General features: G+C 63.4%; 13 protein-coding genes. 7 read left to right on the top strand and 6 right to left on the bottom strand.

Annotation, left to right across the window (positions count from 1 at the left end):
- Nucleotides 1–368: 368 nt before the first annotated feature.
- Entirely contained in the window at nt 369–3011 is a 2643-nt protein-coding gene (locus KFB96_RS10800) for a glycosyltransferase (RefSeq protein WP_213461685.1), read from the bottom strand.
- Between the two features lie 376 nt (nt 3012–3387).
- Between KFB96_RS10800 and KFB96_RS10795 the strand changes: the two genes are divergently transcribed.
- Nucleotides 3388–4461: a cytochrome-c peroxidase gene (locus tag KFB96_RS10795; protein ID WP_213461687.1), complete on the top strand. Its 1074-nt coding sequence runs from the start codon at nt 3388–3390 to the stop codon at nt 4459–4461.
- Nucleotides 4462–4744: 283 nt separating this feature from the next.
- On the opposite strand, the gene KFB96_RS10790 is transcribed toward KFB96_RS10795, so the two are convergent.
- Complete coding sequence (locus KFB96_RS10790; protein WP_213461693.1) at nt 4745–4897, bottom strand: hypothetical protein; 153 nt, start codon at nt 4895–4897, stop codon at nt 4745–4747.
- Nucleotides 4898–4937: 40 nt separating this feature from the next.
- Complete coding sequence (locus KFB96_RS10785; protein ID WP_213461695.1) at nt 4938–5141, bottom strand: (2Fe-2S)-binding protein; 204 nt, start codon at nt 5139–5141, stop codon at nt 4938–4940.
- A 112-nt stretch (nt 5142–5253) separates the two neighbouring features.
- Here KFB96_RS10785 and bfr (KFB96_RS10780) point away from each other — a divergent pair, with 112 nt between their 5' ends.
- From bfr (KFB96_RS10780) to KFB96_RS10770, 3 genes are all read left to right on the top strand, one after another.
- Entirely contained in the window at nt 5254–5718 is a 465-nt protein-coding gene (bfr, locus tag KFB96_RS10780; protein ID WP_213461697.1) for a bacterioferritin, read from the top strand.
- Nucleotides 5719–5743: 25 nt separating this feature from the next.
- Entirely contained in the window at nt 5744–6229 is a 486-nt protein-coding gene (gene bfr / locus KFB96_RS10775; RefSeq protein WP_213461699.1) for a bacterioferritin, read from the top strand.
- Nucleotides 6230–6593: 364 nt separating this feature from the next.
- Nucleotides 6594–8024, top strand: a complete 1431-nt coding sequence (locus tag KFB96_RS10770; protein WP_213461701.1) for a BCD family MFS transporter — start codon at nt 6594–6596, stop codon at nt 8022–8024.
- A 198-nt stretch (nt 8025–8222) separates the two neighbouring features.
- On the opposite strand, the gene KFB96_RS10765 is transcribed toward KFB96_RS10770, so the two are convergent.
- The 3 genes from KFB96_RS10765 to KFB96_RS10755 all read right to left on the bottom strand — a co-directional run bounded on the left by KFB96_RS10765 (nt 8223) and on the right by KFB96_RS10755 (nt 11172).
- On the bottom strand, nt 8223–9782 hold the full coding sequence (locus KFB96_RS10765) for a DUF2325 domain-containing protein (protein WP_213461703.1): 1560 nt from the start codon (nt 9780–9782) through the stop codon (nt 8223–8225).
- Nucleotides 9783–9877: 95 nt separating this feature from the next.
- Entirely contained in the window at nt 9878–10852 is a 975-nt protein-coding gene (locus tag KFB96_RS10760; RefSeq protein ID WP_213461706.1) for a hypothetical protein, read from the bottom strand.
- 59 nt (nt 10853–10911) lie between these two features.
- Nucleotides 10912–11172, bottom strand: coding sequence for an ATP dependent RNA helicase (locus tag KFB96_RS10755; protein WP_213461708.1), 261 nt, complete (start codon nt 11170–11172; stop codon nt 10912–10914).
- A gap of 433 nt (nt 11173–11605) precedes the next feature.
- Between KFB96_RS10755 and KFB96_RS10750 the strand changes: the two genes are divergently transcribed.
- From KFB96_RS10750 to KFB96_RS10740, 3 genes are all read left to right on the top strand, one after another.
- Entirely contained in the window at nt 11606–12763 is a 1158-nt protein-coding gene (locus tag KFB96_RS10750) for a carbohydrate porin (RefSeq protein ID WP_213461709.1), read from the top strand.
- Between the two features lie 184 nt (nt 12764–12947).
- Nucleotides 12948–13733 carry a DUF4198 domain-containing protein gene (locus tag KFB96_RS10745; protein ID WP_213461711.1) on the top strand — a complete coding sequence of 262 codons (786 nt, stop codon included), beginning with the start codon at nt 12948–12950 and terminating at the stop codon, nt 13731–13733.
- Entirely contained in the window at nt 13730–14416 is a 687-nt protein-coding gene (locus tag KFB96_RS10740; protein WP_300971570.1) for a hypothetical protein, read from the top strand. The genes KFB96_RS10745 and KFB96_RS10740 overlap by 4 nt, the downstream gene beginning before the upstream one ends.
- Nucleotides 14417–14427 lie beyond the last annotated feature (11 nt).

Below are 14427 nucleotides of genomic sequence, written 5' to 3'. Positions count from 1 at the left end.
GCCGGCGCGGTTTAAAGTATTAAAAAATATTAAATTTTAAACCGCGTCTCACTGGGATCGAGGATATCGCCGAAGCCATGCGCACAATGAAAACGACGCATGTCGCTCTGGACGCGGTTTAAGGTGATTTCCGGGAATCGTCATCCCGACAGCGAGTGCCTGGAAGGCATCGGGTCCCTGATGCCGTCAGTCTTGAGCAAACCCGCGCAGAATTTTTCGTTGTCGGTCGTGCCGGGTCTCGCGAGGCACAACCATCCGCCGGCGTAAGTTGTGCTCCCTATCGTCAGCACAACTGACTACGGATATGGAGTTCCCCGGAACTCACCTTACCCATCAAACCCGCCAAGCCCCCGCCGCAAACGTTCGCCCTACGGGCCCTGCTCGACACGCGCTGTCGATCCCTCGCCCGTCATCACCGGCATCGGCCCGACCAGGCTCGCCGGCAATGTCTTGGCCGCGCTGATCAACGACACCGCGACGGCGGCCAGATACGGAATCGACTGAACGATTAAAACAGCGACCCAGACCCGGACATCCAGCATGAAGGCGTCGTCGCGGAGCATGATCAGGCCGGCCGCGAGCCAGAAGGCGATGACGAAAAGACCCTCTTCGCGTGCATCGGCCAGTGCGCGGATGAAGGCCGGTGCCTGCGCGAGCTTCGGGGTTCTGAAGAAGCCGAGCCTTCCCGAGACGAAACCGCCGAACATGGCGCGGGCGATCGTGTGCGAGAGGGCCAGCCCGGCCAGGCCGGCGGCGAAGCTTTGACGCAGGGTCGCTGTGACCCGACGCCGATAGAGCAGGAAACTCTTCGACATCTTGAAGCCGAACAAGACCAAGGGTACCAAGGCGACGGTCATGTAGGGCGGCGTCACCTGGAGCGGAAACATCACCATGGCCACGGACCAGGCGAGTGCCGCGAAGTTGAACAGGAGGTTGAAGCCGTCCGCGAACCACGGCAGCCAGCCGGCGACGAAGTGATAGCGCTGGCCCGCCGAGAGGGTGGTCTTGCGGATCCCCAGCAGCTCGCGGCGATGGTGCTTGAGGGTGCGCACTGCGCCGTAGGCCCAGCGATACCGCTGTTTCTTGAAGTCGGCGAAGGTGTCCGGCATCAGGCCGCGCCCGTAGGTGCAGGGGATGTAGAGCGCCTTGTGACCTTCCTCGAAGACACGCAGTCCAAGCTCGGCGTCTTCCGTAATGCACCACTCGGCCCAGCCGCCGACGGCGTCGAGTGTCGGGCGGCGAATCATGGTCATGGTGCCGTGCTGGATGATGGCGTTGCGCTCGTTGCGGGTGACCATGCCGATGTGGAAAAAGCCCCGATACTCGGCCATGCACATCGCCTTGAAGGCGTTCTGATCGGCGTCGCGGTAATCCTGCGGGGCCTGCACGATGGCGACCTCGGGGTCTTGGAAGGCGGGTACCAGGTGTCTCAACCAGAGCGGCTGCACGATATAGTCCGCGTCGATGACGGCGATGACTTCGGCGCGCGGGTCGGTCTCGCGCAGTGCATAGTTCAGTGCGCCGGCCTTATAGCCCGCGAGCGGATCCACATGGAAGAACCGGAAGCGCTCGCCGACCGTGTCGTTGAGCCGACGGCAATGCGCCTCGACCGGCTGCCAGACGGCGGGGTCCTTGGTATTGTTGTCGATGACCAAGACCTCGTAGCCCGGATAGTCCAACGCCGCCAAGGCGTCCAGCGTCTCGATCAAGAGCTCGGGCGGCTCGTTGTAGGCGGGCACGTGGACGGAGACGACCGGAAGATCCTCGTCGGGCACCGCGCGCAAGGGGAACGGCCGTCGCCACCGGCGCAGCCACAGCGCCTCGGCCCATTCGTGCGTCTCGGCCATGATCAGGACGATGACGCCGACCCCGCCGACGAGGAGCAGGATGCCGACGATGGCCGTGGCCGGCGTCATATAGAGCCGCGTGTAGTCGTAGACGATCCAGACCGCTGCGGTCGAGATGCCGTACATCACCAGCGCGAGGAAGCCTTTGCCCTTGCTCGACAGACTTGCGCTGTCGCGGTAGAGAAACGCCAGAAGCAAGACAGCCATGACGACCGAGAGTCCGGCAAGCTCCTGCCAGTGCGGGATGCGTACGACGGGTTGGGTGAAGACGAACTTGGGCTCGCGGTCGGTGTTGTAGACGCCCCAGTAGGCACCGGTCGCCCCTTCGAGCTTGGTCTTCCAGGTCTGGTCGAATGCCTCCATGACGTAGTAGACGTAGCCCGCTTGCTCGGCGTGCGCAAGAAAACGGCGCAGGAACCGCGTTTGATTCGTCACCGACGCCTCGGCACCCCGATTGCGCCGGCCATTGCTCGGCCAGCCGACCTCCCCGATGATGACCTCTTTGTTCGGAAAGGCTTTCTTGACCTCGTCGTAGCGGCTGACCGCATAGGCCACGGCCTGCTCGACGGGGACACCTTCCCAATAGGGCAGCAGGTGGACGGTGATGAAGTCCACATGATCCGCAAGCTCCGGATATTTCAGCCAGACATGCCAGGGTTCGGCCGTGCTCACAGGTAGCCAGGTCATCTTGCGGACCCGGTCGAGATATTCGGTGAGCTCGGAGACCGAAACGTCCTCGCGCAGGATCGCCTCGTTGCCGACCATGACGCGCACCAAGTTCCGGTAACCTTTACTCAGGATCTCGCCCAAGCGTGCGAGCTCGGATTCGTTGACGTCCGGATCGGGTCCGATCCAAGCGCCGAGCGTGACATTCAGGCCGCGCGCCGCGGCCAAGCGCGGGATCGCGGAGAGTGTGCTTTCGACCGAGTAGGTGCGTAAGGCATGGACGGTTCCCTGCAAAAGGGCCAGGTCTTCGTCGATCTCCTCGGTGGTCGGGAAGTTCTGAAACGCCGGATCGTTGTGCGCACGCATCGGTGCGAACGAGAAGCCCTGGATGCGATTCGGCCAAGGCGGCTCGTCCGCCGGCCGGTTGAGCAAGGCCCACGCAGCAACCGTCAAGAGGGCGATCAGAATCGGAATGAGGATGTTGCTTGAATATCTCACGGGTGCTCGGACGGCATGGGCATGGCCGGATCGCGCGCTGCCGAGCAGAGATCGCACGCGGCGGCGAACCTGGGGGTTGGGGGCGGCATGACCTGAATCCTCGGAAGACGAGCTGTTTCAGTTCGAACCCAGGGCCGAACAGCATGCTGAAAGCGCACATCGGCAATGTTACGATTTGGCTTCGCAACCCTGAAATGATATCGCGATTTCGATGCCGAGGTGAGTCGGGTTACGCCGACGTCCGCAGCGTTTTCTTGCTTGTCCTTTCCCGCGGCAAGGTTAGACTCGTTCCTGACATGGCGCGAACGCGCGCGGGTTTCGATCCGCGACGACTGCGCTTCCTTGGAGAAAAGAGGACACCAAAGAGGAGAACACGATGAAGAAGCGAATGATCGCCTTGGCCGTCTCGGTGGGGCTCGCTGCAACCCTGGCCGCTGCAGATGACTCCGCTCTGCGCGACAAGGCCAAGTCCGCCGGACTGCTGCCGATCCCGGCCGGCGTGCCCGAGGTGGCCGGCAATCCCGTCACGCGCGAGAAGATCGAGCTCGGTCGCATGCTGTTCTTCGATCCCCGGCTTTCGGCCAGCGGGGTCATCAGCTGCAACACCTGTCACAACCTCGGCATGGGCGGCGACGACAACCTCCCGACGTCCGTCGGCCATGGTTGGCAAACGGGGCCGCGCAACTCCCCGACCGTGCTCAATGCCGTGTTCAACGTCGCGCAGTTCTGGGACGGTCGCGCGGAGGATCTCAAGGAGCAGGCCAAAGGACCGATTCAGGCGGGCGTGGAGATGGCGAACAAGCCGGAAAACGTCGTCGTCACGCTCAAGAGCATGCCCGAGTATGTGGAGCGCTTTACCAAGGCGTTCCCGAACGAGCCGGATCCGGTGACCTTCGACAACATGGCCAAGGCGATCGAGGCCTTCGAGGTGACCCTGGTGACGCCCGGATCGCCCTTCGATGACTGGATCGAAGGCAACGATGCGGCCATGACGGACGAGCAGAAGCAGGGTCTGGATCTCTACATCGAAAAGGGCTGCAGTGCCTGCCACGCGGGCGTCAACTTCGGTGGTCAGGACTACTTCCCGTTCGGCCTGATCACGAGGCCCGGCGCCGACATCCTCCCGCCGGACGACAAGGGCCGCTTCGAGGTCACCAAGACCGCGTCCGACGAGTACGTCTTCCGTGCCGCGCCGCTCCGCAACATCGCCCTGACCGCGCCCTACTTTCATTCGGGTGCGGTGTGGGATCTGGGTGCGGCCGTCGCCCTGATGGGGACCGCACAGCTCGGGACCGAGATCTCCGACGAAGAGGCGGCTCGGATCGTCGCCTTCCTGCACGCGTTGACCGGAGAGCAGCCGAAGGTCGAGTATCCGATCCTTCCGGTCGAGACGTCCGAGACACCGCGGCCGGACCTTTCCGCACTGCCGGCCAAAGGTTACGACGAGTAAGACGCATCGGCTTTCCCTTGCCGTCTCGGTGAACAGGTGGGATGGATCCGATAACCGGCGCGGCCCGGGCCGCGCCGGTGCCGATCGGCACTCTCGACCCTCGGCGGGCGGCTCGGGCCGCATCCTGCAGGCGGCGGCGAGGTTGCCGACGCCAAACCGCCTGTGTCGTCTTCGATCGACCCGGCCCCGCCGGGTCGCCACCCCTTGAATGGACGTGCTTCGGCATCACTCTGCAAAGGTGAAGCAGTAACCGGCTCCCTCCGCGGATCCGGTGGTCCTCGGGTCAGCGCGCCGTGTCGGCGATAAACCGCTTCATCATCGACCAGCGTTGTTGCCGACGACTCTGCGCTTTGGAGCGAGCGAAACGCAGAAAGGTCTTGTGGAGCCGGTTGCCGAGTCGATGCCAGGAGGCTCCGACCCTTTGAAGCATTGACATGAGATGCTCCCTTAGGATGGATTGCGCTGACGCGCCAGGATCAGGAGCAGGCGACCTGCGGGGTCTCCGAGAACTGCCGGCCGTCGGCCACCTGCCGCAGGATCTCCTTGGCACAGACACCGCATCGACCGCAGTTTCCGGGTACCCCCAGCTCCTTCCTGAGGTCGGCAAGCCGGGATGCCCCGCGCTCTGCTGCGGCGATGATCTGGCGTTCGGTAACGGCATGGCAGATACACACGAACATGATGCGAACCCTGAGATCGGCTTGACTTGATTGAAACGATAAGAATGATTCGTATTTATGTCAAGGTGTCTTTGCAGCATCCCTTCTATTCTTTTCGACAGTCCGAGGCCCGATGAAGACGCAACCCTCCATCAACCAGCATCACAACGCGGTGCTCAAGGAAGCACTCACCGCGATCAACCAATACTTCCTGCATGCAAGGATGCTCGGCAACTGGGGTTTCAAAACCTTGGAGGCGCGGGTCTACCACGCCTCGATCGCGGCCATGAAGGAGGCCGATAAGGTCGTCGAGCGCGTGCTGTTCCTCGAAGGTCTGCCCAACCTCCAAGATCTCGGGAAGCTTCTGATCGGCGAGGATGTCCCCGAGATCCTCAGAGGCGATCTCACGATGGAACTGCGTTATCGCGAGGCCCTCTCCGCGGCGATTGTCCACTGCGAGCAGCAGGGCGACTTCGTCAGCAGGCATCACCTCGAAGAGATCCAGGAGTCGAGCGAAGAGCGGATCGACTGGATCGAGACCCAGCTTTCACTGATCGAGAGCATCGGGCTGCCGAACTATCTCGAGTCGGCGATCTGACCACAGCAGCCCCGGAGACCCAACTATGAAAGGTAACCCCGAAGTGATCGCGCATCTTCAGCGTCTGCTCTCCAACGAGCTGGCAGCGATCGATCAGTATTTCATCCACTCGCTCATGTACGAGGACTGGGGTTTCGCCAAGCTGTTCGCGCGTATCGAGCACGAGGCGACGGAGGAGAAGGAGCACGCCTCGATGTTGATCCGGCGCATGCTGTTCCTGGAGGCGACGCCGGATCTCAGCCAGCGCGACGGGCTTCGTGTCGGCGCGAGCGTCCCGGAGATGTTGGCCAACGATCTCCAGGTCGAATACGAGGTTGCAGCCGCGTTGAAGGAGGCCATCGTCTGTTGCGAGCAGCATAAAGACTTCCAGACCCGGACCGTTCTGCTGCAACTCCTCAGAGACACCGAGGAGGACCACGCCGACTGGCTCGAGCAACAACTCGGATTGATCGAGCGTGTGGGGCTCGAGAACTACCTCCAGTCGCAGATGCATCCGGTCGGGGTGGCATGATCCATCCGGTCCCAGCCGTCCCTGGACACTGAATCGATTGTCCAGGGACGGACGCCAAAGAGACCTGACACCCGGTCTTTTCGGTCGTCATCGGGGCCTAAACCGCGTCCAGAGCGAGATGCCTATTAGCGAGTGAGCTCGACGTTTGGTGCATTTAAAACCCTTAGCCGGGACTCGGTTTAAAAGGATATATTTTCAGGATGGATGATTCCGTGCCTAGTCGCGCCGTACGTGATCGGGTATACCGCCTTTCGGTCCTGATCCGGGCGTGGTGGATCATTGAAGCCCCGAGTGCGATAATCCGGCCCCTTTAAGGTATCGCTCTTGTTTCCGAGCCTAATTCACCTGTGGAGCTGATCCCGGCATGAGTCGTAAAGACGATACCTGGGCGCAAGCCTGGCGCGAGCTGCTGCCTCGGATACTGCCTTTTTCCGATGTGTCGTCTGCTGATTTTCCGCTGCGCCGAATCCTGCGCTTGTCGCTGTTTCAGGTCTCGGTCGGCATGGCCATGGTGCTGCTGCAAGGAACCCTGAATCGGGTCATGGTCGTCGAGCTTGCCGTGCCCGCGTCGCTGGTCGGTCTCATGCTTGCGCTGCCGTTGATTTTCGCGCCGCTGCGTGCGCTGATCGGCCATCGATCCGATTACCACCACTCCGCATTCGGACTGCGCCGAATCCCCTACATCTGGCTCGGAAGCATGATGCAGTTCGGCGGATTCGCGATGTTGCCGTTCGCCCTGCTGCTGCTCGCCGATGTCAATAACCAGTTCAACGTTTTCGGTCAGTTGGCCGCTGCGCTGGCCTTCCTGTTGGTCGGTGCCGGACTCCACACGACGCAAACCGCGGGTTTGGCGCTTGCCACCGATCTCGCGCCGCCGGAGAAACGCCCTCGCGTGGTGGCCTTGCTGTACGTCACCCTCCTGGCCGCTTGGGCGGGAAGCTCGCTCTTGTTCGGATATCTGCTCACGAACTTCAGCAACGAGCTGCTGATTCAGGTCACTCAGGGCGTGGCCTTGGCGACGATCGTTCTGAACGTCGTTGCCCTTTGGAAGCAGGAGGCGATGGACAGGCAGCGCGCGGCCAATCCTGTGCCGCGCCCGCCGTTCATGGAGACCTGGCGGAACTTCACCCGTGGCGGACGCGCGAGCCGACTGCTGGTGGTGGTGGGTCTCGGGACAGTCGGCTTCACGATGCAGGACATCCTGCTCGAGCCTTACGGCGGTCAGATCCTCGGGCTGAGCGTCTCCCAGACGACCACGCTCAATGCCATCTGGGCCGCCGGATCATTGCTCGCCTTCGTGCTTGCCGCGCACCTGATGGGACGGGGCAGCGAGCCCTATCGGATTGCGGCGGTCGGCGCCCTGATCGGGATCTTCGCCTTTATCGCGGTGATCCTGTCCGCCCCACTCGATGCAGTCTGGCTGTATCGAACCGGTGCCGGGTTGATCGGTTTCGGTGGCGGGCTCTTCATGGTGGCAACCTTGACCGCCGCAATGGCACTCGCCGAGGGCGGGTTCAGCGGTTTGGCGCTCGGCGCATGGGGCGCTGTTCAGGCGACCGCAATGGGTCTTGCATTCGTTGCCGGCGGCATCCTGCGTGACCTTGTCATGGCGATGGCGAACCGAGGTGTCTTCGGAGAAGACTTGGCCTGGCCAGCGTTGGGATACGATGTCGTCTATGCCCTCGAGATCCTTTTCCTCATCGGCACGCTTGTGGTGATTCTCCCGCTGGCTCTTCGCCCCGGAGAGGCCAACACCCGAGCCGGATCGAAGATCGGTCTTGACCACATGCCCTGAGGCATTGGCCTCGCCCCGCCTCGCCAGGCTGTGCAAAGGCGGGCGAGGCGTCTTGCCGCGACCTGTACGGATATACCGAGCACACGTGGATTTTCGCCGCATTGCATGCTCCGCGCACGCCGGGACGGCGTTGCGGCTCCTCGCCGTAGGAGCCGCTACGTCTCGTCGGCGCGCCTTCTCCCGACGCGCGCGATCGGCTCAAGCCGCCAGGTTCTCGATCGCCAAGGCGAATGAAGAGAGCCCGGAGCTGCCGAGCAGCGCATGCGGTTTCTCGGTGCGTTTGCAGAAACGTTTGGTCCGATAGTAGGCGCCGTGGCTGACGTAGTCGGTTGCGCAGACGACGATATCGGCCGATGCCAGCATTGCCTCGAGTCGGTGGTGGCTGTCTTCCATGCCGCCGTCGTGGTGGTCGAAACGACCGTTGCAACCGGCCACCATCGCGCGATACTGATCGACGAGCTGCTTGCGTCCGCCCACACAGAGCACCAAACGTCCCGCAAGATCCTTGGGCTGCACGCAAGCCTCCGACGTACAGCCGTCGCACCGATCCGCGAGGAGGTGCGCGAGCAGCCGCTCGGTCGCCCCGCATTCGGCCTGTGCCGCGCGCCGGGCGCGTTCCGACGCGTCGGCCTCTTCTCTTGCATGTGTGCCGGCGGATCGAAGGTGCGCGTTCTCCTCGCGGATCCGATTCAGCTCGGCGTCCAGGTCGGCGACCCGATCGGCCAGTGCGCTCATCCTGTCCTTTAGGCGTGGACCCTTCAACAGCTCGAGCTCTTCGCGCAGGGCCTGCGTCTGCGCACGCGATTCGGCATATTCGCTCTCGCGGCTTGCCAGGGCGTTCTCGAGCCAGCGGATCCTCGCCTCGCGCAGGTCCGCCTGCTGACGGGCGCGCCTGTGGAGGTGATCGAAATCGCGTTGCAGCTGCTCGAGCTGCGTGCGCGTCTCGGTGAGCCGCTTGAGATCGGCGCGCTGCCCGGCGCCGATCTGATGCGAGAGCATATGGATCTCTTCGTATGCGCGTGTCATCACCCGATGGTCGGCACGCGGGTGTGTCATGAGTGCCCAGAGCCCGCCGGGAACCTCGCCGGTGTCGAGCGATTCGCGCCAGAGCCGAAGGAGCGCGTCGGCGTCGCGTGCCTTCGCATAGCGTCGCACGCTCATGCTGAATGTCTTCTCAAGTGTCTTGTGTGTTGCCAGCGACAACGGATTCTTCTCGGCCGCCGCCGCGACAAAGCTCACGTGGATGTCGAACTCCGACAAGGGCGTCTCGGGCCGCTGGGCCGTCTTGTCGGCGATTCGGCGCAGCTCGTCCACCGTGAGGCAGGTCCCGATGATCGGGCAATGGTATTTGTGCGGGATGTCCCAGAGCCTGCGTCGCCCGGTCGATTTCAGGGTCGGCAGACGGCCCGGCGGGCTGGACAGCTCGGCCAATGTCGCCGCGGAAGCGGCGGCAGAGATCGATGGACTCGGTGAGCGCGAGAGTGCAATCGGCGGCGACGCGAGCCCATGTGTTTCGGGGAAGAGCGCCTGAGCGATCTTGCTCTGCGCGCGTCGGGCTTGTGGGATATTTTCATCCGTCGCAACCTCGGCATGATGCGCGCAACAGGTGCGCTTGCGTGGCCCGTTGCCGATCCGCAGCTCCTCGAACATGCGATGCCATGACGCACCTTCGACCTCGGCGAGCAGCTCCTGACTCTCGAAGTCATAGATCGCGAGCCGCGCAGCCTGGTCGGAGACCTCGAAAATAAGCCGTTGCATGGAGGCTCCCTTTTAAACCGCGCCCGGCGCGGTATGCGATGTTTTTGGATGGGATCGGCCCCGGCAGACTTGACGACCGCCGGAGCTGGCGCGGTTTAGTCCTGAAGCGCGTTGACGAGGGTGCGCCAGATCGGATTCTCGATGGCGACGAATCCGGGCACCGAACTGATCTTCGCCAGCAGTCGTCCTCGCGCATCGTAGAGCCGAAGCGACGAGTGCTCATGTGCCGCTTCGGAGACTCTCAAGACCCATGCCGAATCGATCTTCGAGGTGTCGATTCGGAAGCGCGACGAGTCGGTGCGCAGGGTCTGCCAGACCCCCTCGCGTCGATGGCAGAAGAAGGCGCAGTCGAGGCTGTGAGCGACCCCCGCGGTGCCGGTGGCGATGCGAATGGGCAGCGCCTGCTCCGCGAGTGCTTCCAGAAAACAGGGGACCAACTCGGCCTCCACTGCGCTGGCACAACCGCGTTCATGCAGCCTTGCGGGACTGAGTCGGAGCTGGCCCGTCGCTTCGGCAAGATCGGCGACATCGGCCGCATCGCCAAGCTCCGCCGTCTGTCTGCGAAGAGGATGGTTGTCGAGATCCACGTCCCTGTTGCGCTGCGGTGCCGGCTCGGACCGTGAGGGGGCCGGGCACAGGGTACGGCATCGGGTCAGGACATCCGCGGCGATCCCTGGACGGTCCTCGCCAAAACCGAGATCCAGCAGGGGAGCGCCCTCCCGATCCAGGATGGAGATGTCCGAGCGCCGGTCTCGTTCTGCCGCATCCGTTCCCGAACCATCGATGTGGGACCAGCGATCAAGCATCATCCGAAGCGTAAACCGGCGACCCGAAGCGCTCCCGAAGGAGTCTGCGATGCGGATGCCCGGCCAGTTGCCATGGTGCTCCAACGTGACCGCAGGCTGGCTGGTCCCGATGCGGAGCTGTCCGGCACCGACAAGTTCCCGGAAGAACGCTGCCCAGTAGCGGACCTTGCCCGTTGTGTCCCCGTGTTCCGCTCCTAAGCGTGTTCGGGAGACCGGCATGACAGCTGCGCTCGGCAAATTTTCAAGCTCGATGTAGGGCGGCATAGCACGCTCCTTGATTGATTCCGGAAGGTTGGCGGTCTCGCACACGGGCGAGGCACTGCTTAATGCGCGACGGTGGGGGCCCTTTGCGCGAGCCAGCGCCAATGACGCGCTAGTCGGCGATAGGCACAAAACCGTTCGGCATCGGGCCCGAGATCCGGATGCAGGTAGAGCGCCTCGATGGATTCGACGACCCGTTCGGCCAGATCGGCCGAACGGTGCCGAACGTAACGGCGAATGAGCTCTCCGAGATGCAGTTCCAGATCCTCCGGTTTGAGCCGAGAGAGATCGCAATTTGAAACCAAGGGGGAATCGACGGGCATGGTGTGTCTCCTGAGACATCAAGCGGTTGTCGAACAATGCCCCGCTGGCGATCCGGACGAAGCGTTCGGAATTTGGCTGACGGGAGTCCCGCGTCGAACGGGATTGGAATCTGTCGCGAGCGGTCGGGGCGTGGTCCGGCAAGCGCTTTACCCGAACCGACTGCTGGCTAGAATCTGAATACGAATCGTTCGCAATAAAGATAGATGGCGGGTTGATGCTTGTCAATGGAAAGCTGCTGCGCGAGTCCCCGTCAGGCTGGCTGCTCCCGCGGAGAGCCAAACCTGATGCTTGACACCCCTGCGTAATATCTTTTTACAATAGATCATACGATCGGGCTGCGGCATCGACGAGGGCCGGCAGGTTCAGAGTCCGAGTAGCTCGAATCGCAAACCCTCCGGAACCCCGAATCCTCCTTTAAGGACACCTCATTCCATGGACAATCGCTTCGTCGCTTGCGCTGTGCTTTCCTTTCTCGCCCTTTCCGCAGATGCCTACGACGTCACCGACAGTGTCTCGATCGGCGCGGTGTTGGGCGCGGCGGGTCAGTGCCAGGAGGGGCTCGGCGGGCAGTCGCTGGACGGAAATGCCTGCCGGGGCGGTATGCCCTTTCAGCTTGAGCTCAGTTTTCGCCCGAGCGAGCGCGACGAGCTCTTCGCCCTGTTCGGCTTTGCCGTGGACAACGGCCTGAACGCCGTCTCGCCCTTCGTGCTCGCCCCCTGGGCGGTCGATCTCGAGGACGATCTGCAGGACATCAACGGGCGCGGACGCGACTACCTGCTGCAGGCCTGGTACAAGCACACCTTCACGTTGGGCGAGGACGCCACCCTCGGCACCACCTTCGGCATCATCGACTCCACCGGCTATCTCGACGAGAACGCTTACGCCAACGACGAATTCACCCAGTTCATGAACGAGGCGTTCGTGAACTCCGGCGGCTTCAATCTACCCTCCTACGACGCCGGCGCGGCGCTCGAGCTGGCGCTGGGGGACTGGGAGATCAAGGCCGCGGCGCTGAACATCGGCGAGAACGACGACGGCAACAACTACAACTTCTGGGGCGCGCAGCTCGGCTATCGCCTCGACACCGCGCTCGGGGAGGGCACCTACCGCGCCGTGATCACCGGCACCTCCTCGGCCTTCTTCAAGCCCCGCGCCGACCTCGGCGAGGCGATGGACGGGGCCGAGGACGGGGCGCCGATCGCGCTCGAGGACACCCCGCAGAAGACCGATCTGCTGGGCTACGGTCTGTCCTTCGACCAAGCCTTCGGCGATCATCTCGGCGCCTTCCTGCGCCTGGGGTGGACCGACCACAAGGACATCCTCGACTACCGCGGCCTCTACACCGGCGGTCTGCAGCTCGCCGGCGGCCTGTGGGGCCGCGAGGCCGACACCGTCGGCATGGCCTACGGCTATCTCGACGGCGCCGACACCGGGATCTCCAACACCAACGTCGCCGAGCTTTATTACCGCTTCGCCGCCAACGACTTCCTCGCCCTCACCGCCGACATCCAGTACATGGCCGACGCCTACGAGGACGGCGAGGACATCGAGGGCTGGATCTTCGGGCTGCGCCTCGTCGCGGAGCTGTGATGAAACCGCGATGAAACCGCGTCCGGCGGCGTCATGTTCTCGTGCCGGGTGATTCCACGGTGCGGGCATCAACAAGCGCCGGCGTCGACGCGGTTTCATGATTCCAAAGACAATCTCCTGAACCGCGTCGCGCAGAACACGGTTCAGCCCGACCTTGATCCGCAACCTATCGCCGGAGTCCATCATGACGCCTTTGTCCAGCCAATCTCGCCCGATCCGGATCTCTCTCGCCATTGCGCTCATGGGCGCAGCCGCTGCCCATGCCCACTTCCAAGAGCTCATCCCGTCCACGGATATCGTCAACGCCGAGACCGGCAACGCGCTGACGCTGGAGATGCGTTTCACCCATCCCATGGAAGGTGGTCCGTTGATGGTGATGGGGGAGCCGGTTCAGTTCGGGGTCCTGAGTCCGGGGGGGCGTGAAGACCTCAAGTCGAGCCTTCAAGCGCGGGAGATCGACGGCAAGCGGACCTACCGTCTCGACTACAGGATCAAGCAGCCGGGAGATTACGTCTTCTATCTGGAGCCTGCGCCCTATTGGGAGCCGGCCGAGGGGGCGATGATCGTGCATTACACCAAGGTCGTCGTCGATGCCTTCGGCGCGGAGGAGGGCTGGGACGCGAATGTCGGTCTGCCGGTCGAGATCGAGCCGCTGGTTCGTCCCTACGGCCTCTGGGCGGGCAATCTTTTTCAAGGGATCGTGAAACGCGACGGAAAGCCGGTCCCCTTCGCCGAGGTCGAGGTCGAGTGGCGCAACGACGGCTCGATCACGCCGCCGTCGGATCCCTACATCACGCAGGTCATCAAGGCCGATGCGAACGGGGTCTTCAGCTATGCGATGCCCAAGGCTGGCTGGTGGGGTTTCGCCGCACTGCTCGAGGGCGATGAGCCGATGCAGAATCCCGACGGCGAGGAGGTTCCGGTCGAGCTGGGTGCGTTGATCTGGATCTATGCGCGAGAGATGCGATGATGAGGATCCTGGATCCGGGTAACGGCCCGGCGAGATCCGCACGGGGCGAGATTCCACAGAGCGGCGGTGCCCTGCGCGTTGCAGCGCTCGTCCTCCTATCGACCCTGGGTTCGCCCGCCCTGGCGCACAAGCTCCAGGTCTTTGCCTTTGCCGAAGGCGCGAGCATCGGCGGATCGGCCTATTTTGCCGGCGGCGGTGCCGCCTCGGGGGCGCGGATCGAGGTCTTGGACGGAGAGGGAAACACACTGGCCGAGTTGGCGCCGGACGGCGAGGGCAGATTCATCTACGCCGCGCAGGCCCCCGTCGATCATCTGTTCCGAGCCATCACGGGCGACGGCCATCAAGCCGAGTGGCGTGTCCCTGCATCCGAGCTGGCAGCGGGATTCCGATCCGAGGGCTCGATCGTCGAAGACCCCGCAATCTCCGATCGCGGCGACGTGTCCGTGATCGCCCGAACCGCCGCATCGTCCACACCGACAACCCCCGCGGTGGTCCTTGATCCCGCCCTGGAGTCGGCGATCGAGCGCGCCGTCGCTCGCCAGATTCGCCCGTTGCGCGAGCAGCTCGTCGCCGCCGAGGACCGGATCCGTTTCCAAGATATCCTCGGCGGTATTGGCTACATCATAGGTGTGACCGGACTGGCGCTCTGGTGGACGAGCCGACGGCGGTCCGGTCGGCCCTGAGTCTTGCACGC

The organism is Thiocapsa sp., from assembly GCF_018399035.1.
Lineage (GTDB): Bacteria > Pseudomonadota > Gammaproteobacteria > Chromatiales > Chromatiaceae > Thiocapsa.
The sequence above is the reverse complement of the archived record's forward strand: the minus strand, read 5'-3'. Positions and strand labels throughout refer to the sequence as shown.